This is a genomic window from Bradyrhizobium murdochi, assembly GCF_000472965.1.
Taxonomy (GTDB): Bacteria; Pseudomonadota; Alphaproteobacteria; order Rhizobiales; family Xanthobacteraceae; genus Bradyrhizobium; species Bradyrhizobium murdochi.
Map to the genome: position 1 here is coordinate 108,565 of NZ_AXAU01000014.1, position 21,644 is coordinate 130,208.

Annotated in this window: 19 protein-coding genes; 2 read left to right on the forward strand and 17 right to left on the reverse strand. The window is 62.6% G+C overall.

What is annotated here, in order from left to right:
• Positions 1-56: 56 nt before the first annotated feature.
• Positions 57-1,334, reverse strand: a complete 1,278-nt coding sequence (locus YUO_RS0124620) for an amidohydrolase/deacetylase family metallohydrolase (protein ID WP_028349672.1) — start codon at positions 1,332-1,334, stop codon at positions 57-59.
• Between YUO_RS0124620 and YUO_RS41590 the strand changes: the two genes are divergently transcribed.
• Entirely contained in the window at positions 1,318-1,989 is a 672-nt protein-coding gene (locus YUO_RS41590; RefSeq protein ID WP_235782816.1) for a MarR family winged helix-turn-helix transcriptional regulator, read from the forward strand. The two genes, YUO_RS0124620 and YUO_RS41590, sit on opposite strands and share 17 nt — an antisense overlap.
• A gap of 148 nt (positions 1,990-2,137) precedes the next feature.
• Here the strand turns inward: YUO_RS41590 and nikE are convergent, their stop codons facing one another.
• The 8 genes from nikE to hydA all read right to left on the reverse strand — a co-directional run bounded on the left by nikE (position 2,138) and on the right by hydA (position 12,117).
• Complete coding sequence (gene nikE, locus YUO_RS0124630; RefSeq protein WP_028349673.1) at positions 2,138-3,805, reverse strand: nickel ABC transporter ATP-binding protein NikE; 1,668 nt, start codon at positions 3,803-3,805, stop codon at positions 2,138-2,140.
• On the reverse strand, positions 3,802-4,650 hold the full coding sequence (locus tag YUO_RS0124635) for an ABC transporter permease (protein WP_028349674.1): 849 nt from the start codon (positions 4,648-4,650) through the stop codon (positions 3,802-3,804). The genes nikE and YUO_RS0124635 overlap by 4 nt, the downstream gene beginning before the upstream one ends.
• Entirely contained in the window at positions 4,647-5,678 is a 1,032-nt protein-coding gene (locus YUO_RS0124640; protein ID WP_028349675.1) for an ABC transporter permease, read from the reverse strand. Before YUO_RS0124640 ends, YUO_RS0124635 begins: the two co-directional genes overlap by 4 nt.
• A 12-nt stretch (positions 5,679-5,690) precedes the next feature.
• Positions 5,691-7,307 carry an ABC transporter substrate-binding protein gene (locus YUO_RS0124645; protein WP_028349676.1) on the reverse strand — a complete coding sequence of 539 codons (1,617 nt, stop codon included), beginning with the start codon at positions 7,305-7,307 and terminating at the stop codon, positions 5,691-5,693.
• A gap of 137 nt (positions 7,308-7,444) precedes the next feature.
• Positions 7,445-8,881, reverse strand: coding sequence for an NAD(P)-binding domain-containing protein (locus YUO_RS0124650; protein ID WP_028349677.1), 1,437 nt, complete (start codon positions 8,879-8,881; stop codon positions 7,445-7,447).
• Entirely contained in the window at positions 8,878-9,639 is a 762-nt protein-coding gene (locus tag YUO_RS0124655) for an SDR family oxidoreductase (protein ID WP_028349678.1), read from the reverse strand. Before YUO_RS0124655 ends, YUO_RS0124650 begins: the two co-directional genes overlap by 4 nt.
• Positions 9,636-10,619 (reverse strand): NAD-dependent epimerase/dehydratase family protein, encoded by a 984-nt coding sequence (locus YUO_RS0124660; protein WP_028349679.1) that lies wholly within the window; start codon positions 10,617-10,619, stop codon positions 9,636-9,638. The genes YUO_RS0124655 and YUO_RS0124660 overlap by 4 nt, the downstream gene beginning before the upstream one ends.
• Before the next feature lie 28 nt (positions 10,620-10,647).
• Complete coding sequence (gene hydA / locus YUO_RS0124665; RefSeq protein WP_028349680.1) at positions 10,648-12,117, reverse strand: dihydropyrimidinase; 1,470 nt, start codon at positions 12,115-12,117, stop codon at positions 10,648-10,650.
• Positions 12,118-12,321: 204 nt separating this feature from the next.
• Between hydA and YUO_RS0124670 the strand changes: the two genes are divergently transcribed.
• Positions 12,322-12,984 carry an aspartate/glutamate racemase family protein gene (locus YUO_RS0124670; protein ID WP_028349681.1) on the forward strand — a complete coding sequence of 221 codons (663 nt, stop codon included), beginning with the start codon at positions 12,322-12,324 and terminating at the stop codon, positions 12,982-12,984.
• Here YUO_RS0124670 and YUO_RS0124675 read toward each other — a convergent pair.
• The 8 genes from YUO_RS0124675 to YUO_RS0124710 all read right to left on the reverse strand — a co-directional run bounded on the left by YUO_RS0124675 (position 12,978) and on the right by YUO_RS0124710 (position 21,634).
• Entirely contained in the window at positions 12,978-13,637 is a 660-nt protein-coding gene (locus tag YUO_RS0124675; protein WP_028349682.1) for a flavin reductase family protein, read from the reverse strand. The genes YUO_RS0124670 and YUO_RS0124675 overlap by 7 nt on opposite strands.
• Positions 13,638-14,570, reverse strand: coding sequence for an N-carbamoyl-D-amino-acid hydrolase (locus YUO_RS0124680; RefSeq protein WP_028349683.1), 933 nt, complete (start codon positions 14,568-14,570; stop codon positions 13,638-13,640).
• A 153-nt stretch (positions 14,571-14,723) separates the two neighbouring features.
• Entirely contained in the window at positions 14,724-15,710 is a 987-nt protein-coding gene (locus YUO_RS0124685; protein ID WP_028349684.1) for an ABC transporter ATP-binding protein, read from the reverse strand.
• Positions 15,707-16,696 carry an ABC transporter ATP-binding protein gene (locus tag YUO_RS0124690; protein ID WP_028349685.1) on the reverse strand — a complete coding sequence of 330 codons (990 nt, stop codon included), beginning with the start codon at positions 16,694-16,696 and terminating at the stop codon, positions 15,707-15,709. The genes YUO_RS0124685 and YUO_RS0124690 overlap by 4 nt, the downstream gene beginning before the upstream one ends.
• Positions 16,697-16,746: 50 nt before the next feature.
• A complete protein-coding gene (locus tag YUO_RS0124695; protein WP_198028085.1) occupies positions 16,747-17,610 on the reverse strand; it encodes an ABC transporter permease in 864 nt (287 codons plus the stop codon).
• Positions 17,611-17,666: 56 nt separating this feature from the next.
• Entirely contained in the window at positions 17,667-18,608 is a 942-nt protein-coding gene (locus YUO_RS0124700; protein WP_028349687.1) for an ABC transporter permease, read from the reverse strand.
• Positions 18,609-18,625: 17 nt separating this feature from the next.
• A complete protein-coding gene (locus YUO_RS0124705) occupies positions 18,626-20,230 on the reverse strand; it encodes an ABC transporter substrate-binding protein (RefSeq protein WP_028349688.1) in 1,605 nt (534 codons plus the stop codon).
• A gap of 234 nt (positions 20,231-20,464) precedes the next feature.
• Positions 20,465-21,634: an amidohydrolase/deacetylase family metallohydrolase gene (locus YUO_RS0124710; RefSeq protein ID WP_028349689.1), complete on the reverse strand. Its 1,170-nt coding sequence runs from the start codon at positions 21,632-21,634 to the stop codon at positions 20,465-20,467.
• Positions 21,635-21,644: the final 10 nt, after the last annotated feature.

The following is a 21,644-nucleotide window of genomic DNA, read 5'->3' on the forward strand; positions in this document are numbered from 1 at the left end:
GGAAACTCGCGCTCATTGCGCACGGTGACGTTCTCCTCGATCGAACTGACGCTCCCTTACGCCGCAACGGCCTGCGGCAGAATTGGCGCCACTGCGTCGTATCGCGCGCCGGCGCGCAGACAGAACTCAGGCTGCAGCAGACGCTCGGCGATGACTTCATTGTTCTCGTTGTCGCGAAGGACAAATCGTCCGGTTCGCTCTCCGACCACCGAGATGTCGGCGTCCCTGCCAATCTTGAGGGCGCCGATTTCGTCAGCACGGCCGAGCATCCTCGCCGGATTGGATGTGACCATCGGCACGACCTGTTCCAGCGCGAGGCCGAGCGCCATCATCGAACTCATCGCCTGGACCAGACTGAACTTGGCCTGGCCGGCGAACGGATGATTCTCGTCGTCCTCATGCTGGTCGGGCGTGCCGGCGGGCGCAGGCACGTGGGTGTTGTAGCCGTGAATGTCCGCGCCGAGCGTGGTCGGAATGATACCGGCGGCAATCGCTTTTTTGGCGAGACGATAGGAGAAATGGCTGCCGTGACCGACGTCGACCTTCAGGCCGCGATCGAGCGCCGCCTGAATCACTGGGTGCACTTCTCCCTCACGATTGACGAAGCCTCCGGGATGGCGCGTGAACGGATGCGCCAGCACATCGCCTTCGCGCAGCAAGGGAATCACGCGCGCCAAAATCGTATCGACGTCTTCACCGTTGGTGCCGCTTTCGGGCAGGCCCCAGAGCTGACCGAAATGCACATAGACCGGCAGATCGGCGCGGCGTCCGATCTCGGCCGCCATTTCGATGACGCGAATGCCCCAGCGCGCGAAACCGCCGATTTCCGCATGGGCCTTGATGCCGCGAACAATATCGAGATTGGCGGTCGCCGCCTTCACCGTGGCGTCGATATCGACACCTTCAGGACTATAGAGTTGCGGATAGTAGTGGCCCTCGAGCCCGCCCACCAGGTAAGCCGACAGGAATGCATAAACGCGCGACTTCGCAGGCGCGGCGACGAAGTGCCGGAAACCCGGCAACGTCATGCATGACGGACCGCCCTGATCGACCAATGTCGTCACGCCGGACTGGACGCCCACCATGTCGGCATTCATGCCGAAGCGACCGGTAACATACTGATAGACATGCGCGTGGGTATCGATCAGGCCGGGCAATACCAGCTTGCCGGTTACGTCGATCACCTCTCTGGCGCTGGTCGGCAAAATGTCACTCTGCACCGCCGCGATCTTGCCGTTGCGGATGGCGACGTCCCTGATCCCATCAATGCCGGAGGCCGGGCAGATCACACGGCCGCCGCGCAGAAGCTGGTCGAAGGTGGCGCTGATCGGCATGAACAATCTCCCCTGTATTCGCTGGCGGCGTCACCCCGCCTCCGGCAGAATACGAAGCATACTTCGTATTTTACAAGAGCAAACTTCATGCCATGATCTTCGTGGCGAAGCCCATCGAATCGAGCTAATCGCATCGATGTTCCGAGGCTGGGAGAGTGCGTTGCGGAAAGCAAAAAAGCGTCCTGGCGAGACCAGACATCGCCCCTGGCCGCTGTCAGAACGACCGGGCTTTCTGATCCGGCGGCTGCACCAGATCCATGTCGCGCTATTTCAGGAAGCATGCGGTGAATTCGAGATCACACCGTTGCAATACAGCCTGCTTTCGGCGCTTGCGGTGCGGAAAACCGCCGATCAGACCACATTGGCGGCCGATATTGCGCTGGACAGGACGACGACGACCGGAGCGCTCAAGCGACTGGCCGCCCGCAATTTCGTCGAGAGAGCCGTGGATGATGAGGACCGCCGCGCGCGGCTCTGTAAATTGACGCCGGCGGGAGCGACGCTTCTGGCAAAAATCGAGGCCTCGGCGCGCGCCGCGCACCGCGCCACGCTCGAAAATTTAAGTGAAAGGGAGCAAGCCGTGTTCATCGACATGATGCAGCGCATCGTCGCAGCGCATTCCAATCGCGACAGCGCTACTGCCCTATTCGATTGAGCGCCACGGCGTCATCTGCCGCCTTTTTAAGTCGATCTGCATAATTTGTAGCCACCCGAGACTTGGCGCTGTATTCCATCGGACGCGGCAGAGCGCCGATCCAACCGATCGAGCGAGCTCCTTGCGGGCGTCGTGCCCGTCAATGATTTCAGGTCGCGAACGCGGCCAGCCCTGGCTCGATATGCGGCACCGCATCGACCAGCTCGCGTGTGTAAGCGGTCTTCGGATTGTCGAACATCGTCCGGCTCTCGCCCTGTTCGACGATGCGGCCGTTTTGCAGAACGATGGTCCGATCGCACATCATGCGAACGACGTTGAGGTCGTGGCTGACAAAGAGGAAGGCCAAGTCATCCTCGCGCCGCAACCGGTCGAGCAGTTGCAGCACCACCGCCTGCACAGAGACGTCGAGCGCTGCCGTCGGCTCGTCCAGCACCAACAGCCGCGGCCGGCAGGCGATAGCGCGAGCGATGCCGATGCGGGCCTTCTGGCCGCCTGAAAGCTGATGCGGGAAGCGCGTCAGCAATTCGATCCCCAGTCCCACGCGCTGCGCGCACTCCTCCACCCGCTGCCGCAACGCGTCGCCCGGGCGCATGCCGCCAAGCCGCAGCAGCGGATGGGCGATACAGTCAAAGGCGGTGAACCGCGGGTTGAGGCTGTCATTCGGATCCTGAAAGACGATCTGGATATCCTTGCGAAACAGCGACCGGTGAAAATCGCGGGCCGGGATATGGCCGATCGACTGTCCCTCGAACGCGATCTCGCCCTCGCTCGGATCGATCAGCCGGCAGATGATGCGCGACGTCGTGCTCTTGCCGGAGCCTGATTCGCCGACCAGACCGACGCTCTCGCCGGCGCTGATCGTCATGGAAAAGTCTGCCACCGCCGCGGCGCCTTGATCGAACCGCTTGGCGAGTTTCTGCACCTCCAGCAACGGCGGCGTACCCGGCGCCGGCTGCGGCCGGGGCGCGACGGGCGCCGCAAATTGCCGCCCCCTTTCCTCTTCCGGTACCAGATCCGCGATACGCGAGCTCGCCGTGGGCGAAGCTGCTACCAGGCGTTTGGTGTAAGGGTGCTGCGGCGCGTGGAAGAGAGTCTTCGGTTCGGCCTCCTCGACCAGTCGGCCCTGCTCCATCACCACGACGCGACGACAGTAACGGGCAGCGAGACCGAGATCATGGGTGATCAGGATGGTCGCCATGCCACGCTCGGCCGCGATCCCGGTGAGAAGATCCATCACGACCTTCTGCGTCGTGACGTCGAGGCCGGTGGTCGGCTCGTCGGCGATCAGCAGCGCCGGGTTGCAGGAAATCGCCATGGCGATCATGACGCGCTGGCACATGCCGCCGGAGAGTTCGTGCGGGTAAGCGGCCATCCGCTTTTCGGCATCACGGATTTGCACGGCACGCAGCAGCTCCAGCGCCTGCGCGCGTGCTTGATCTCGCGGCATTCGCTTATGGGCCGTAATCGCATCGGCGATCTGGTCGCCGACGGCACGAATCGGGTTGAGCGCGGCACGCGGGTTCTGGAAGATCATCGCCATCGCCGCGCCATGCAGATGGCGGAAATCGCCCGCCGAGATCCGCGTGATCTCCTGCCCGCGAAACCGGATGTCGCCTGCCGTGACCCGCCCGGCCGCATCGAGCAACCGCGTGATCGCAAAGCCAGTGACGGACTTGCCCGAACCGCTCTCACCGACGAGGCCGAGCATCTCACCCTCGCCAAGCGACAGCGTGACACCACGCACCGCCTCGACAAGGCCACGCCGCGTCGAGAAAGTGACGTGCAGGTCGTTTAATGCCAGCAGCGACTGGGTCATGTTCGCATGCGGGGGTCGAGAATATCGCGCACCCCGTCGCCGAGCAGGTTGAAACACAGCACGGTCAGCATCAACGCCAGGCCCGGAAAGGCGACCAGCCACCATTTGCCGGTGGAAATGAAGCGCGCCCCCTCCGCAACCATGATGCCCCATTCCGGCGTCGGCGGCTTGACGCCGAGACCGATAAAGGAAAGTCCGGCAGCGTTGAGAATCGCCCAGCCCAGATTGAGCGATATCTGTACCGCCATGGCCGGCAGCACGTTCGGCAGCAGGAAGCGCAGCACGACCGAAAGGTGGCTGTCGCCGCAGGCGCGCGCCGCTTCGACCCAGCCGACATTGCGACGGACATTCACCTCCGCCCGCGCAAAGCGGATGTAAAATGGCAGATTGATGATGGCGGTCGCGATAACGATGTTCTCCACCCGGTTGCCGAGTGCCGCGACCATCGCCATTGCCAGCACGAAAAGCGGAAAGGCCATCACGACGTCGACGAAGCGGCCGACGCCGCGGTCGAGCCGGCCACCGGTATAGCCGCAGATCGCGCCGATCACGGCGCCAATGGCAAAGGAGATTCCGACTGCAGAGACGGCGATGGCGAGATCGAGCCGGGCGGCGACGATAAGGCGGCTGAACACATCGCGGCCGAGCTGATCGGTGCCGGCGATGTGCGCCGCGCTCGGCGGCATCAGGGCCTGCGACACGTTCGATGCGATCGGATCATACGGTACGATCCACGGCCCGAAAATGGCGATCAGCGCAAGCAGGAAGACGCCGACAGCGGCAACGGCGGTGAGCGGGTTGCCGCGCAGGATCCAGCCGGCATGGCGAAGCGTCGCTGAGGTCATCCGATTGTCACCCGTGGATCGGCGATGCCGTAAAGGATATCCACCAGCAGATTGACGATCACAAACACGGTGGCCATCAGCAGCACAAAACCCTGTACCGGTGCATAATCGGAAGAGAGCAACGCATCGAGCGCGTAGGAGGCGACGCCCGGCCAGGAGAACACCTTCTCCACCAGGACATTGGCGCCGAGCATAGTCGAGAACACGATGCCTGCGATGGTGATGACCGGCAGGATGGCGTTGCGCAGCGCATAGGTGACGACGACCCGCCACCAGGGAAGGCCAACGGAGCGCGCGGTGCGCACGAAATCGCTGCCCAACGAGACCAGCATCGAGGCCCGCGTGATGCGCGCCAGCGGCGCCACCACGAACAGCGCCATGCTCAGCGCCGGCAAGATCAGTTGCCTGAAGGCGGCCCACCATCCATCGAAATCGCCTGCGAACAGGAAGTCGATCAACAGGAAACCGGTTCGCCTTGGCGGCAGTGACGCAAAGATATCGACCCGGCCGGTCGGGTCGGGCGCGAGCCCGAGCAGATAATAGAAGACATAGATCAGCAACAGGCCCGAAACGAACGTCGGCACGCAGACACCGAGCGCGCAGAAAAACCTGACGCCGTGATCGATGATGGAGCCCGGCCTCAGCGCCGCCAGCACACCGAGCGGCACCGCCGTCACCAGGGCGATCAGCAGTGCCGTGAAGGTGAGCTCCAGCGAGGCCGGCAGCCGCTCGCGCAGATCTTTCGTGACCAACTGCCCGGTCATCATCGATCTGCCGAGATTGCCGCTGCCGACATCATAGAGATACAGCATCAGTTGTTCCGGCACCGGCTTGTTGAGGCCCATCTGCTTGCGGATGATCTCGATCTCCTCCTTGCCGGCATTCGGCCCGGAAGCGAAGAACACCGCCGGATCGCCCGGCAACACCCGCATCAAGAGGAAGGTGAAGACGAGCACGCCAAAGAGCGCCGGCAGCGAGGACAGGAAGCGCCTGCCCGCCCGTATTACCGTTGCTCCAAGGGCTGGCATCGTGCTGACCGCTTACTTGCGATTGAGATCGCGATAGTCGACCTGGCGGTGGAATTGGTAGGTGTAGCCTTCAACCGAAGGCGCCATCACAGCGTCCTGGCTGGGCTGCCAGAGCGGTATCTGCGGTATCTCGTTGAAATGGATCGCGTTGAGCTTTACGCCGTCTTCCTCATACTTGGCCGCATCGGGTTCGAAACGAGCCTTCTGCGCGATCTCCACCAGGTCCGGATTGTTGATCGATGAGTAGTTCCAGCGCTGATTGCCCGTGTAGAAGTTGCGGTAGAAATAGTCGGTCGACGGCAGCCAGGCGACGATGCCCTCGGTGAAGAAGGGGAGCTTCTTCTCATTGATCTGCGTCGACATCTGGGCGTCCGGCAGCTTCTGGATATCAACCTTGATGCCGATCTTGGCCAGCGATTCCTTCACCAGGGCGGCCATCGGTTCGGCGGTCGAGGCCTGGCCGACATTGAAGCTGAACGTGGTCGAGAAGCCGTCAGGCATGCCTGCTGCTTTCAGATACTCCTTGGCTTTTTCGAGGTCGAGCTTCACCGGCTGCGGAATCGGATAGGCGCCGCTCGATGGTTTGCCATCCGCCCATGTCGCGCCGAACAGCGGCGAGCCGCGGCCGAACAGCGCCGCCTTGAACATGTCGTCGTAGGGCAGCGCAAAGGCGACGGCACGGCGCACATTGACATTGTCGAAGGGCGGGATCTGGTTGTTCATCGAGACGAAAGTGACGGCATTGTATTGGGGCGTCGAGATCACCTTCAGCTTGCCCTTTGCCTCAAGCGACTGGACGTCGCTCGCCTGCAGATCGATGACGAGATCGGCGTCGCCGCGCTCGACCAGATTGGCGCGTGTCGCTGGCTCCGGGACCGACTGCACGATGACGCGCTTGAAGAATGCCGATTTGTCGGCCGTGCCGCGATTCCACGCCGCGTTGCGCGCCATGATCACCTGTTCACCTGGCTTGAAGCTCTCGATCTTGTAGGCGCCGCTGCCCGCCGTGTTCTCTTTCAACCATGCCAATGCCCAGGGATCATCTGCCGTGGCATGGGCCTTGGCGACCTTGGAGTTGAAGATGATGGGATAGACGGTGGCAAGATTGGGCAGCGCAAGCTTGTCCGGCTTCGGCAGCGTCACCTCGATGGTCAGAGGATCGATCACCTTGAACTGGTCAGCCGATGTCATCGATCCCGTGAGGAGCTGTGCCTTGCCGAGAACCGGCGCCGTGACGACGCGATCAAGTGACCATTTGACGTCTTCCGCGGTCACCGGCGTGCCATCCTGGAACTTGGCGTCCTTGCGCAGGCGGAACGTCATCTTCAACCCGTCCGGGCTGACATCGTAGGATTCCGCTAGCTCCCCCGTGATCTTGCCGAGATCAAACACCCATTTGCCGTTGAGTTGTTTGCGGCCGAAGGAAACCAGCCGGTCGTAAGTGCTCAGACTCACCGCGAAGGCTTCACGGGTCGAACCCGGAATATTCGGATCGAGCGTATTGACGGATGCTCCGGTCACGTAGCGCAATGTTTCGGAGCGCGTTTGCGCCTGCACCGATCCAGCCGCCAGTGACAACGCGATAGAGGCGACCACCATAAGCAGACGCCTGGACCCTGTAACGCTCATCGGACCTATTCCCTGTTTTGCCAAGCTTATTTTTGAGAGAGAACATCAACTTAAAGCAAGGGATATGCCAACCGGAACCGTCGGAGGCACAAGCATAGTAGGTATGAGCCAAGCTTCCCAGCGGCAGCGAAGACCGTTCACCGTTCCTCACCCGTAGCGCGCATTTGCCGCGCGACGACCGCCTGCGGCACGTCATACGCCTTGAACGAAGCCCAATGCCGCTCGATGTCCGCGCGAAACAGGCCGCGTGTCAACCCATGCACCAGCTTCGGCACAGCCGTAGTCATCGCATTGATTGACGAGCCCGAAGCACCGAAGCTCATGGTGGAAGCAATCGCGAAGACATGAATGTTCGCGATCCAGGGTGTTTCGGCGGCGACGCGCTCCATCAACGCGTAGTCATCAGCGAGAAAGGGAAAACGCCCAAGCCGCGGGCTACGCTCGTCCGGCGGCGGCTGGTAGCGGTCGGCCCAGGTCGCAATGTTGGCGGCGCAGTTTCGCAATTCGGGCCGGCCCGCAAAATTCATGTCGACACCCGTGCCGCAAATCACGAAGTCGGCTGCGAACACGCCCCGTGGCGTCTGCAATTCGACACCGCGAGCCGTCTCCCTGGCGGCTTCGATCGGTGCCCCCTCCTGAAGATGAAAATTGGGATGGCGGGCGCAGCGGTCGTAGGTCGCCTGCGGAAAGCCCTCCCGCATCTCCAGAACGGCGCGCATGAAGCGCCAGCGCCAGGCATCATCCAGATCGCAAAAATGGCGAAGGAAGCCACGGAAGGTGAGCCAGCGGTACGGCTGGATCACCTGGATTTCCACCCTGCGGCAGAACAGATCCACCTCGGCCGCGCCAGCCTCCAGTGCGGTCGCGGCATTGTCGAAGGCCGAGGCGCCGGCGCCGATCACAGCAACCCTTTTTCCGCGCAAGCCCGCGAAGTCGATCGGCTGCGCCGCGTGCACGCACACTGACGATGGCAAATGGCGCAACGGCTCCGGAACGGTCCAGTCGCCCATGCCTTCCTGCCCCGTCGCCAGCACGATCTTGCGCGCGAAGACAATATCAACACCATCAGCGGTCTGTACCTTGGCCGCGAGCAATCCACCGGCCGTGGGCAAAATCTCGATGACCTCGCAATCATTGCGCACCGGCAGATTCAGGACGCGCCTGAACCAGAGCAGATATTCCGCCCAAAGCTCGCGCGAAATCAGGTCGAGATTCCGCCAATCTTCCGCGCCGAAGCGCGCCTCGTGCCAGGACTGGTAGGTCAGGCTTGGAATATCAAGATCAGGCCCGGTGAAATGCTTCGGACTGCGCAGCGTGTGCATGCGGGCATAGGTGAGCCACGGCCCTTCCTTTCCCTTCTCGGATTTGTCGAGCACGAGGATATTGCTCACTTGCGAGCGCATCAGCCCAAACGCCGTCGCGAGACCTGATTGCCCGGCGCCTACTACGAGCACGTCCAGTGCCGGTCTGCCGTCCGGCCCGAGCCTGGGTGTAAGCCACGCAGCATTCGGATGCGCAGTCTTGGCAAGATCGGCGCGAACTTGGGCTTCGAGAGCGATAAGGGCGTTGTTCATGCCGCAAGCCAGCCGCCATCGACCACCATCACGGTGCCGGTCGTAAAGGAAGACGCATCACTGGCAAGATGGAGCGCGGCCTCGGCCACCTCTTCCGCTTTGCCAAACCGTTTCATGGCGTGACGGTTGCGCGAGGCTTCGCGCACCGGCTCGGGCTCGGCGTGACGGGCAAAACTGCGCCGCAGCATCGGCGTGTCGATGGCCCCCGGCGCGATCGCATTGACGCGGACGCCATCGGTTGCGAAGTCGACCGCCATCGTCCGGGTCAGGCTGATGATGGCGCCCTTCGCGGCGATATAGGCGCTGTTGGCCTTGCCGCCGGCGATCGCGAGCTGCGATGCCAACGTGATGATCGAGCCGCCACCCTGCCGCTGCATCTGTGGCACCGCTGCGCGCGACCAAAGCCAGGTGCCGCCGACATTGGTGCGGAACACTGCGTCCCAATCGACGGGATCGGTGGTCAGCACCGTACCGCCGCAGGAAAAGCCGGCAGCAGCCATCAGCACATCGAGCCGACCGCGCCGCGCTATGACATCGCCCACGGTATCTTTCGCGAAATCGGCCTCGCCGACATCGCCGACATGGAGCGATGCTTCGCCTTTGGCGCCCTCGATCGTAGCCAGCGTCTCCTGCAAACCTGCACTATCGCGATCAACCAGCCCGACAAACGCGCCTTCTTTCGCAAACAGCACCGCGCTGGCCCGGCCAATGCCGGAGCCGGCGCCGGTCAGGATCGCGGTCCGCCCTGCCAGTCTCATGTCAGGTTTCCCCCTCGATGCTCAGTCCACCAACGGTTCAGGTCGGCAGCCGAGTCAGCACAGCCGAACCGCGCGCGCCAGCCGAACTCCTCTACCAAGCGCGCGATCGAGAGCGGTGCCCGGTCGGCCGGACTATGCAGGTCGACGGTTGCCAGCTCACCGGAATCGGTCAGCCGACAAACGAAGCCCGAATGCAACGCGGCAAGCTCCTGGCCCCATTGCAACGCCGACCATTCCACGCCGGTTGAAATGTTGTAGAGCCGATGCTTCGGCTTCACGGCCTCGATCAGTAATGTCACGGCCTCCGCGATATCCACAGCATAGATCCAGTCCCTGAGGCCCGGACGCGACAGAACAGCCTCACGCCCGTCTTGCATCGCATTCAGAATCTGCGCCTGCGGGCTTGGCGTGTCGCGCACGTCGTTACCCCGCTCCCACGGCCCAAACACGGCGCTCAGCCGCACGCTGATGATCTCCTGTTGCCAGAGATCGGCCAAGCGCGCAGCGACCTTCTCGGAAGCGAATTTGGTGATGGCGTAAAGTGAGACCGGATCGCAGGGCGTCTCTTCATCGAGCAACACGTTCCGGAATGCGCTCGCCCCGTAGGCTGCCGCGGACGACAGATTAATGATGCGCTTAACGCCGTTTCTTCGCGCCGCGATCAGGATCGGCGTCTGAGCCAGCAGGTTTATCCGTAAAATGGTCTCGGGATCACTCGCCTCCCGCGCCGGTCCGGCGGTGATCGCGACTCCCAGAATGATGGCGTCATAACCCGACGCGATCACCGCTTCCACGGCTTGGCTATCTGTGACATCGCTCTGGATCGCCGTCAGCCGATCGCCATGAAGGGTAAAATCCTTCCTTGCTTCAGGCGGCACCCCGGCGCGGTCAAACACTGTGACCGCGTGACCGCGGCCCAGCAGTGCCGCAGCGATATTGAGCCCGACGAAACCGGTGCCGCCGAAGACAAGAATTCTCATCGCTCAATCCGACATTGCGGCGGACGGATCACAGCAGGGTCGCGCCAAAATTCTGCTCGGGATCCATGTCTGGCATCAGGCGCCCGGTCGGTTTCGCAGCCTCGCCTCCCGCGCGCGGAAGGAAACGTCCGTAGCCCGCCTCGACCGAACGCTTGCCTTCCGCCACGATGACGCGCCCGCGCGATAGCACGGTGACCGGCCAGCCCCGCAGTTTACGACCGGCGAACGGCGTGTAACCGGTGAGATCGTGCATCATCGCGTCACTTAGCGTGACCTCGCGCGCCGGATCCCAGATCGCGATATCCGCATCCGCGCCGACCGCGATCGAACCCTTGCGCGGATGCAAATTGTAGATCTTCGCAGGTGCAGTCGCGGTCAGTTCGACGAATTTTTCCAGACCCAATCGACCCTTCGAAACCATCGCATCGAACAGCAGCGGCAAGCGGACTTCGAGGCCGGGCAGACCGTTCGCCACCTGCTTGAAATTGGGATTGGGGCCGGCGCGCAGCTTGCCCGTTTCGTCGAACCGGTAGGGCGCGTGGTCGGAAGAAACGGTCTGGAGATCGCCGAGCGCAAGCGCCTGCCACAGCGCTTCCTGGTCGCCGGCGCGACGCGGCGGCGGGCTGCACATCCATTTGGCGCCTTCCACGCCGGGCTTGTCGAGATCGTCGGCGGTGAGAAACAAATATTGCGGGCAGGTCTCCGCGAATACCTTCAGCCCCTGACCGCGCGCATCGCGGATCACCCTGGCGCCTTCGGCTGTCGAGACGTGAAAGATCATGATCGGTTGGTCGATCAGTGCTGCCATGCCGATCAGCCGGTTGAAGGCTTCCGCTTCCGAGACGCGGGCATGACTGATGGCGTGATATTTCGGATCGGTATAGCCGCGCGCCAGCAGCCGCTTCACCATCCAGGAGATAATCCCATGGTTCTCGGCGTGTGCACATAGCATCGCACCGCCGTCGCGCGCCGCAAGCAGAATGTCGAGCAGCGGTTCGTCGTCGATTTTCAGGCGATCATAGGTCATGAAGATCTTGATCGAACCATGGCCCTGCTTGATCAGCGCGGGCAGATCCGCTTCCAGCGTTTCCCTGGTCGGATCGGCGATGATCATGTGAAAGGCATAGTCGATCACGGCGCCCTTTCGCGCGAGCGCGTGATACTCCTCGAGCACCTGAGGCAGCTTCATGCCGACGTGCTGCGCCGCGAAGGAAATCACCGTGGTGGTGCCGCCGAAGGCTGCCGAGACGGTCGCACTCTCGAACGTATCGGCGTTCATGATGCCTGCGGCCGACAACTGCTCGATATGGGCGTGGCTATCAACACCGCCGGGCAGAACCAGCTTGCCCCGCGCGTCGATCTCCCGCCGCGCTCCGGATAACCCGCGTCCGATCGCGACGATCGTATCACCGGAAATGGCGACGTCGGCCTCGAATACGTCGCTTACGGTCGCGACGCGTCCGCCACGAATGAGAAGGTCGTAGGCTGGCTCGGTCATGGCAAATCCCCGGGTATTGAGCTATGATTTCTAAGTCTTTCAGTTGCGGATGAAAGCACAGATCGTGCCGCTACACTCCCTTGCGCTTTCGCAGCAGACAGTGGACCATGCATCGCTGGATGGCATGGTCATTGCTTCCATTGTCGTCTCGTTGCGCGCCGGTCTCGCAGCATCAACCGACGCGTCATCCCGCAGGAAAATACCATGTCCCGGCCACGCATTCTCGTCATCAATCCCAATTCCAATCAGCTCGTGACACAAGGGCTGGAGCAAGCCTTGAAGCCGCTCGGCTTCGAGGGCGGACCGGAGATCGTCTGCGAAACGCTGACCGAGGGTCCCTACGGGATCGAGAGCCAGGCGGATGTGGATGGCGTGGCGATGCCGCTGCGCCGCCTCGTCGAAGGCGACAACCATTCGGCCGCCTTCGTCATTGCCTGCTACAGCGATCCAGGCCTGCATGTCTGCCGCGAAGCAACCGACCGGCCCGTGTTCGGCATCGCCGAATGCGGCGTGCTGACGGCGCTGGCGCGCGCTGAAACCTTCGGCGTCATTGCAATTGCGCAGCGCTCGATCCGCCGCCATGTCCGTTACCTCAGGCAGATGGGCCTGATGGATCGCCTGACCAGGGAACGGCCGCTCAACATGAGCGTGGCCGAGACTGCGTCGGGCGAAGGAACGCTCGCCAAAATGATCGAAGTCGGACGCGCGCTCAAGGACGAAGACGGTTCCGGCGCCATCGTGATGGGCTGTGCCGGCATGGCGCGTCATCGCCGGCCGCTGGAGCAGGCGCTCGGGATTCCGGTGATCGACCCGACCCAGGCGGCCGTTACCATGGCGTTGGGCACGGTGCAGTTTTCGCATCACTGACTTTGGTCGGAGGTTTCGGCCGTTCCGTTACGCGCGAGCCATTGCGCGTGGCTTTCGCGGGTCAGCGCGAAGGTATCGCGCTGAGCTGCGTAGAGGTTGCCGAACAAGCGCCCGATCGGTCGGTAGACATCGAAATCGACATACATCTTTTCCTGGTCGATCAGACCCTCGCGCGCGTGAAGGCGCAGCACCTCGCCGACAAGAAGTTCGCGGCCGGGCCCGAAGGCGAGTGCGACATGTTGTCGGCACTCGAGCGCGAAAGGTGCCTCGGCCAATCGCGGCACGTCGATATCGATCGACGGCAGTGTCTTCAGCCCCATCGCTTCCACTTCGCTGTCACCGGAGGGAAAGTCGATCGCGCAGTCGTTCATGGCTGCGGCCAGCGCCTCGTCGACCAAATGCACGACGAATTGCCCGCTGCGGTGGATGTTGCGCGTGGTGTCCTTTGGGCTGCAATCGGCCTTGTGTTGCAGGCCGAGTACCAGAAGAGGCGGATCCTCTGAGAAGACATTGAAGAAACTGAACGGAGCCGCGTTGACGCTGCCGTTCTCGTCGAGCGTCGTGACCAGCGCGATCGGTCGCGGCACGACCACCCCGCACAGCAATTTGTATCGGTCGTGCGGATCGAGTTCGCGAAAGGAGATGCCGGACATCTAGTTTTCCGGAGGTGGCACCGCGCCGGTGCGGCTCGTGATCAGGCCGTAATGCTCAACGCGACGGTGGAGCGCGAAATTGAAGATCGTGTTCTTGCCGAAGATCGTGGCGTCGAGATCGCAGGGATGAACCAGCAGTTCGTCCTCCTCGGTCTTGGCCTCGACGACAATCTCGCCGTCCGGATCCACGATCAGGCTACCGCCGATCAAGGGGTGGCCATCCTCGACGCCGGCCTTGGCAACACATACGATCCAGGTCGAGTTCTGGTAAGCGCCGGCTTGCGCGGAGAGCCGGTTGTGGAACAGCCGCTTCTCGGGCCCCTCCTCGGGCTTCTCGGCATTAACCGAAGGCGTGTTGTAGCCGATCAACACCATCTCGACGCCTTGCAGGCCCATCACGCGATAGGTCTCCGGCCAGCGCCGATCGTTGCAGACGGCCATGCCGAGGATACCGCCGAGGGCGCGCCAGACGTTGAAACCGAGATCGCCTGGCTCGAAGTAGCGCTTCTCCAGATGCTGGAACGCGCGTTTCGTATCGAACTCCGCATGGCCGGGCAGATGAACCTTGCGGTACTTGCCGACAATTTTTCCGGACTTGTCGGTGAGGATAGAGGTGTTGAAATGATGCCCATCCGGCGTCAGTTCGGCATAGCCAAAATTCATTGCAATCTGGTGATGGGCGGCCCGCTCAAACAAAGGCCTCGTCGCAGCATTCGGCATCTCGCGTTCGAACCACGTGTCGACCTCCGCTTGATCTTGCATGTACCAGCGAGGAAAGAACGTGGTGAGGGCGAGCTCCGGATAGACAATCAGATCAGCGCCCTTCGCCTTGGCTTCATCCATCAGCGCGATCATGCGCTTGACGACGGCTTCGCGGCTGTCAGCTTTCTGGATCGGCCCCAACTGGGCGGCAGCAACATTGATGACGCGCATGGATAACTTTCTGGATGCTTCCATTTAAGGCGGTGCTTGCATGAAGATGAAGCAGTCTGTGGAGATCGGAGTCCTATTCGGCTCAATCGAAGCCAGCAGTTAAAATTTTGGTCCACTCGAAGTCAATTCCAGAGACAGTCCGCGTGACGCACATCAATTCTGTCCCGGGAGCGCTTCGAGATGACACGCCACCCATCGACCGCCTTCGATCGACCGAAGCTCCGGCTCTTCCGTCCGGCAGCGATCGAACACGAATGGACATCTGGTGTGGAAGCGGCAACCGCTGGGCGGATTGATCGGGCTTGGCACGTCGCCCTTCAGGATGATCGGGTTACGAATGGCCCCGGGCTCCGGCACCGGCACAGCCGACAGCAGAGCCTTGGTGTAGGGATGCCTCGGCGCGGTGAATATTTGCTGCCTTCCCGCCATCTCGACGATCTTGCCGAGATACATGACGGCAACTCGGTGCGTCATGTGCTCAACGATCGCCAGATCGTGGCTGATGAAGAGCAGCGCAAGGCCGAACTCCCGCTGCAGATCCTGCAGCAGGTTGACGATCTGCGCCTTGACGGAGACGTCGAGCGCCGAGACCGCCTCGTCGCAAACGATCAGTTCGGGTTCCGCGGCAAGCGCCCGGGCGATGCCGATGCGCTGGCGCTGGCCGCCCGAGAATTCGTGAGGCCGGCGGCCCAGCGCGTCGCGCGGCAGGCGGACGGTGTCAATCAGCGCCGCAACCTTCGCCTCGAGTTCAGCGGCAGATTTGGCGAGGCCGAAATTGCGGATCGGCTCGGCCAGAATATCGCGTACGCGCATGCGCGGATTGAGGCTGGAGAACGGATCCTGGAACACCACCTGCACGCGGCGGCGCATGCTGCGCAGCCCTCCGGGTGAAAGATCGTCGATGCGCTGGCCATCCAGCACCACCTGGCCGCCCGTGATGTCGAATAGGCGCAGGATGGCCCGGCCGACCGTCGACTTGCCGCAGCCGGACTCGCCGACGAGGGAAAGGGTCTCGCCGCGCTCGACCTCAAAGGACACGCCGTCCACGGCATAGACCCAGTTGGACTTACGGCTGAACACGCCGCCGCGGACCGGAAAATGTTTCTTGAGGTCGTTGACCTGGAGCAGCGGGGAACTCATGCCGCAGCCGCCTCCTTGCGCGCGTAGTGGCAGGCGGCGATATGGCGGGGTCCCTTCTCTTCGAGACCCGGGGCAACCTGCCGGCAGAGATCGGTCGCCAGCGTACAGCGCCCGGCAAAGACACAGCCCTCGATCCGTCCCTTGAGGCTAGGCACCTGGCCAGGAATCTCGGCGAGCCGCCGCGCCGCACCTGTCAGCGACGAGCCGAGCTTGGGCACGGCGCCGAGCAGGCCCTGTGTATAGGGATGACGGGGCGAACGAAACAGCTCAGCCACCGGCGCCTCCTCGACCTTGCGGCCGGCATACATGACCATAACGCGCTCGGCGATCTCAGCGACCACCCCGAGATCATGGGTGATCAGAACGATCGCTGCGCCGACGCGGCGCTTTAGGTCCAGCATCAGTTGCAGGATCTGGGCCTGGATCGTGACATCAAGCGCCGTGGTCGGCTCGTCGGCAATCAGGAGCTTTGGATTGCAGGCGAGCGCCATGGCGATCATCACGCGCTGGCGCATGCCGCCGGAGAGCTGATGCGGATATTCGCGCACGCGCCGCACAGGCTCCGGGATGCCGACCAATGTCAGCATCTCGATGGCGCGCGCCTCGGCCGCCTGCTTGTCGAGCCCCTGATGCATCCGCAGGGTCTCGCCGATCTGGCGGCCGACCGTCAGCACCGGATTAAGGCTCGTCATCGGTTCTTGGAAAATCATCGAAATGTCGTTGCCGCGAATCGCGCGCATCTCGCGTTCGGACAATTGCAGCAGATCCTTGCCCTGAAAGCGGATCGAACCCGCGATCTTGCCCGGGGGCTCGGCGATGAGCCGCATCAGCGACATCGAGGTGACCGACTTGCCACAGCCGGACTCACCGACGATGGCCAGCGTCTCGCCTTCGTTGACATGGAAGGAGACGCCGTCGACCGCCCGATTGATACCCTCGGGGGTACGGAAATGGGTCTGCAGATTTTCGACTTCAAGCAACGCCATCAGATCAGAACCCCATCGGAAAATCGGTACGCACTTTTCCGGATCATTCTCTAGAGGCTTTTTGCCATTCGCGGATCGAGCGCATCACGCAGGCCGTCGCCAAGCAGGTTGACGGCGAGCACGGTGACGGACAGAAACGCGGCGGGAAAGAATACGATGTAGGGCTTGACCTGCCACAGCGCCCTGCCCTCGGCCATGATGTTGCCCCAGGACGGAATGGTGGGAGGCGTGCCGGCGCCGATGAAAGAAAGGATCGATTCCACGATCATGGCGCTCGCGCAGATATAGGTTGCCTGGACCAGCATCGGCGCCAGCGTGTTGGGCAGGATGTGGCGCAGGATGATCATCGGCGTTCGCGTGCCGGAGGCTGTGGCAGCGTCCACATAGGGCTGCTCGCGCAGCGACAGCACGACGCTGCGCACCAGCCGCGAGACGCGCGGGACCTCGGCAATCGTGATGGCCAGGATGACGTTGCCGACGCTCGCGCGTGTCAGCGCCATCAATGCGACGGCGAGCAGGATCGGCGGTATCGACATCAACCCGTCCATGAACCGCATCAGGATGCTGTCCGCCCATCGCACGAAACCCGAGACGAGGCCAATGGCGAGACCGGCGAGCGAGGACAGTACGGCTACCGACAAGCCTACGGTTAGCGAGACCCGTGCCCCGTAAAGCACGCGTGAATAGATGTCGCGACCCAGCGCGTCGGTGCCGAACCAAAAATCCGCAGAAGGCAATCGTGTACGCCTGGCGGGCGCGAGCGCGGTCGGGTCGACGGTCCCGAGCCAGGGCGCGAAGATCCCGACGAATACGAGGCAGAGCAGCAAGGCGCCGCCGATCGCAACCGTTGGATGATTGCGCAGGAAGCCGAACACGCCGCGCCGGATGGCCACCGGCAGCAGCAGGTCTTGCATTTGCGGCGCAATGACGAGGCCCGGCGGCACCGGTGCCGTGCTGGTGGTGGAGATGCTCAATAGCGGATCCTCGGATCGACCAAGGTGTAAGTGACGTCGACCATCAGGTTGACGAGCACATAGAGGAAGCTGAACAGCAGCACGATGCCCTGGATGACCGGATAGTCGCGGCGCAGGATCGCGTCGATCGTCAGCCGGCCAAGGCCGGGAATAGCAAACACGCTTTCGGTCACCACGGCGCCACCGATCAGTAGCGCAATGCCGATACCGATCACCGTCACGATTGGAACGGCCGCGTTTTTCAGCGCGTGAACGAACAGGATGTTGCGCTGCCCGAGGCCTTTGGCGCGGGCGGTGCGAACATAATCCTGCTGCAGCACTTCGAGCATGGAGGCGCGGGTAATACGCGCGATCAGCGCGATGTAGACGGAGCCGAGGGCCAGGGCGGGAAGAATGAGGTTCTGCAGCCATGGCCAAAGGCCCGCCGCCAACGGCGTGTAGCCCTGCACGGGGAGCCAATCGAAGTGCAGCGCGAACACATAGGCAAGGACGTACCCGACGACAAAGACGGGAAGCGAGAAGGCGAACACGGCGAACGCCATGATGGTGCGGTCCACCCAACTTCCTGCTTTCCACGCCGCCACCACGCCGAGCGGCACCGCGACAAGGATGGTCAGGACGAGCGTAATCGCCATCAGCGAGAAGGTCGGCTCGATGCGCTGCGCGATCATCGAGGCGACCGGCAGGTTGGTGAAGATCGAGGTGCCGAGATCGCCATGCAGGATATGCCAGAGCCAGGTCCCGAACTGGACCAGAAACGGCCGGTCGAGGCCGAGGCTCTGGCGAATGCGTTCAACGTCGGCAGGGCTCGCTTGGTCGCCTGCGATCACCGCGGCAGGATCGCCCGGCGCGATGTAGAGCAGGCTGAAGACGAACAGCGCGACGATCCCCATCACGGGCAACGTCGAGAGAACACGCCGAAGGATATACGAGACCATGTGGGATCACCGCGCCGTCATGCCGTCTTCGACACGCCCCAGAAGAAGGGTAGCGGCCCCTTGGCGATACCGGAGACGCTCTTGCGCCACGCCGTGTAGCTAAGGAAGAAGCCGGTCGGCGCATAAACCACGTCCTCGAGTGCCGCCTTGTTGAGGCGCTTGACCGCGGTCTTCTCCTCATCGAGATTCTTGGCGTCGAACCATGCCAAAACTTCCTTTTCCACGGTCGCGCTTGTGGGCCAGCCAAACCATGCCTTGTCGCCATTGGCGCGAATGGCGTTGTAGGCGGCGGGATTGATGCAATCCGCGCCGGCATGCCAGGTGTGAAACATCCCCCAGCCGCCCTGGCCCGGCGGCGTTTTCTGGGCGCGGCGGGAGCCGACCGTGCCCCAATCGGTCGCAACGAAGTCGACGTTCATGCCGATTTGCTTCAACAGATCCGCAGTGACATCGCCCTGCGCCTTAGTGATCGGCTGATCCTGCGCCACGACGCACGTGACCGGCTGGCCTGAATATCCGCTCTCGGCGAGCAGCTTCTTTGCCATTGCGAGATCACGCTTGCCTTTCAAGATCTCGCCGCCCTCTTCCGTGTAGAGCGGTGTATCCGGCGTGAAGAATCCCGGCAGCGGCTTCCAGAGCGCGGTATCGTCGCCGACCAGCGCGCGCATGTAGTCTTCCTGGCTCAGCGCCGTGAGCACGGCACGGCGTACCTTCAGATCGCTGAAGGGTGGATGCAGGTGGTTCATCCTGAATGAACCGACATTGCCGAGGGGATCGGCGATGTCGACGTTGATGTTGCTGTTCTTCTTGAGCGACGGTACGAGATCGGTGATGGGGCTCTCCCACCAATCGACCTCGCCGTTCTGCAGTGCTGCCGCTGCCGTCGCAGGGTCCGGGATCACCACCCATTCGATGCGATCAACCAGCATCTGCTTGCCGCCCGCGAGCCAGGACGCCTTCTCCTGCCGCGGCGTGTAATCGGCGAACTTCTCGAACACCGCCTTGGCGCCGGGCACCCATTCGCCCTTTGCGAACTTCATCGGGCCCGAGCCGATATATTCGGGGATCTGCTTGAACGGATCGGTCTGCGCGATGCGCTCCGGCATGATGAAGGCGCACGGTGTGCTGTTCTTGCCCAACGCCAGCAGCATCTTCGGATAAGGCACCTTCAGCGCCCATTTGAAGGTCCTGTCATCGACAGCGGTCAGCTCGTTCTGGATCGCCTTGATCATCAAGCCCATGGGATCGCGCGCCGACCAGCGCATCAGGCTCGCCACCACATCCTTGCTGAGCACCGGCTCGCCGTCATGAAACTTCAGACCCGGCCGTAGCCGAAAGGTCCAGACCAGACCGTCATCGGACACCTCCTCGGACTCGACCATTTGGCGCTGCGGCTGCAGCGTGGCGTCGAGGCCGTAAAGCGTGTCCCACACCAGCGCAGCGGCGTTACGCACGACATACTGGGTCCCCCAGATGGGATCGAAATTCGCGAGATTGGCCTGCGGCACAAAGCGCAGGGTGCGCGCGGCAGCGCCTTGGGAAAGAGCTGGCATCGAAAGGCCGCTCGCCACCGACAGGCTGCCCATCCCGGCCAATCCTTTCAACACAGTCCTGCGATCCATGGAGTTCTCCCAGTCTTGAGTTGTCATGGCAGTTCCGGCCAATTCATTGGCCGGAGGTTCGACGCCACATGAGGTGAAGCGGGCCAGCCAAACCGATGCCAATCAGTCTCCTTTTGCTTGCAAGCGGTATGCCAGCACGGCCCGCTCGCTCTCCTGCCAGTTTCCGGCTGCTCACACGGGAAGCACTTTCGAGCGATCACATTTTCGCGCGGTCACATGCATTTGCGCTTCTGCCTAACCTGCGAGCCGTTCGAACTTCGACGATTGCTTCGGATGCCACCAATGGCCAGCAATGACGACGCCCTCAGACACAATCTTGCGATCCCCGATCAGATGCTCGCCGACGACGTCGACATAGTCGAACTGGCCTTGCTGGACCGAGATGAGGGTGGCGTCTCCCGCACTTCCCGGCTTGAGGCTGCCTAATTCGGGGCGCCGCAGCGCCATCGCCGCATTGACCGTCGAAGCTGCGACCACATCCGGGAGCGCCATGCCCATGCACAGAAACTTGGACATGGTCGTCACCTGATCAAAGGCCGGCCCGTCAATGCATAGGGCATGGACATCAGAGGAAATGGTGTCGGGATAGAAGCCGTTGGCAAGCATTGCGCGTGCGGTCTTGAAGGCGAATGAGCCCTTGCCGTGGCCGATGTCGAACAACACGCCACGTTCGCGCGCTTCCAGTACCACCCTCTTCACCGTGCCCTGGGCGGTGGCGGGCGTATTGGGAAACGGCCGGAATGCATGGGTGAGTACGTCACCCGGACGCAGGCGGGCGAGCACCTCCTCGTAGCTCGGTGGTGGGTGGTCAATATGCGCCATCAGCGGCATACCAACTTCCTCAGCGACCTCGAGCGCGATGTCGAGCGGCACGATCCCCGAGGTTCCCGAGGCGTGGAGCCCTACCCGCACCTTGATGCCGACGATGAGGTCGCGGTTGGCCCCTGCAACCGCGACCGCGTCAATCGGGTTCATCAACCGCATCTCCTCACTCTCGCCGACCATGACCCGACGCGAGAAGCCGTAGATGCCAGCGTGGGAGACGTGCAGATAGGCGAGAATGCGGACCTGGCTCGGCTCGATGACGTGCTTGCGGAAGCCCGCGAAATTGCCCGGGCCGGCGCTGCCGGTATCAACAGCCGTGGTGACGCCGGAGGTGCGGCAGAACTCCTCGGCATCGATGCCGAGCGAAGTGCCGCCCCAATAGACGTGGGTGTGCAGATCGATCAAACCAGGGGTGACGATGTAACCTGACACGTCGCGGACGTCGGTTCCGGGATCGGCCTTGAGATCGCTTCCGATCATGACCACTTTGCCGCCGGCGAAGGCGACATCCGTCACGGCGTCGAGCTTCTGGGAGGGGTCGATCACTCGGCCGCCGCGCAGGATCAAATCGAAAGGCACTGCAATCTCC

Excerpts from the sequence above, each read along its gene's own strand:
- YUO_RS0124650 (WP_028349677.1), bottom strand. The coding sequence starts at position 8,881 with ATGAACAACGCCCTTATCGCTCTCGAAGCCCAAGTTCGCGCCGATCTT.
- YUO_RS0124705 (WP_028349688.1), bottom strand. The coding sequence starts at position 20,230 with ATGGATCGCAGGACTGTGTTGAAAGGATTGGCCGGGATGGGCAGCCTG.
- YUO_RS0124700 (WP_028349687.1), bottom strand. The coding sequence starts at position 18,608 with ATGGTCTCGTATATCCTTCGGCGTGTTCTCTCGACGTTGCCCGTGATG.
- YUO_RS0124695 (WP_198028085.1), bottom strand. The coding sequence starts at position 17,610 with ATGCAAGACCTGCTGCTGCCGGTGGCCATCCGGCGCGGCGTGTTCGGC.
- YUO_RS0124675 (WP_028349682.1), bottom strand. The coding sequence starts at position 13,637 with ATGTCCGGCATCTCCTTTCGCGAACTCGATCCGCACGACCGATACAAA.
- YUO_RS0124635 (WP_028349674.1), bottom strand. The coding sequence starts at position 4,650 with ATGACCTCAGCGACGCTTCGCCATGCCGGCTGGATCCTGCGCGGCAAC.
- nikE (WP_028349673.1), bottom strand. The coding sequence starts at position 3,805 with ATGACCCAGTCGCTGCTGGCATTAAACGACCTGCACGTCACTTTCTCG.
- YUO_RS0124660 (WP_028349679.1), bottom strand. The coding sequence starts at position 10,619 with ATGAGAATTCTTGTCTTCGGCGGCACCGGTTTCGTCGGGCTCAATATC.
- YUO_RS0124680 (WP_028349683.1), bottom strand. The coding sequence starts at position 14,570 with ATGCGCGTCATCAATGTTGCTGCCGCCCAGTTGGGGCCGATCCAGAAA.
- YUO_RS0124690 (WP_028349685.1), bottom strand. The coding sequence starts at position 16,696 with ATGGCGTTGCTTGAAGTCGAAAATCTGCAGACCCATTTCCGTACCCCC.
- hydA (WP_028349680.1), bottom strand. The coding sequence starts at position 12,117 with ATGACCGAGCCAGCCTACGACCTTCTCATTCGTGGCGGACGCGTCGCG.
- YUO_RS0124655 (WP_028349678.1), bottom strand. The coding sequence starts at position 9,639 with ATGAGACTGGCAGGGCGGACCGCGATCCTGACCGGCGCCGGCTCCGGC.
- YUO_RS0124685 (WP_028349684.1), bottom strand. The coding sequence starts at position 15,710 with ATGAGTTCCCCGCTGCTCCAGGTCAACGACCTCAAGAAACATTTTCCG.
- YUO_RS0124670 (WP_028349681.1), top strand. The coding sequence starts at position 12,322 with ATGTCCCGGCCACGCATTCTCGTCATCAATCCCAATTCCAATCAGCTC.
- YUO_RS0124620 (WP_028349672.1), bottom strand. The coding sequence starts at position 1,334 with ATGCCGATCAGCGCCACCTTCGACCAGCTTCTGCGCGGCGGCCGTGTG.
- YUO_RS0124645 (WP_028349676.1), bottom strand. The coding sequence starts at position 7,307 with ATGAGCGTTACAGGGTCCAGGCGTCTGCTTATGGTGGTCGCCTCTATC.
- YUO_RS0124640 (WP_028349675.1), bottom strand. The coding sequence starts at position 5,678 with ATGCCAGCCCTTGGAGCAACGGTAATACGGGCGGGCAGGCGCTTCCTG.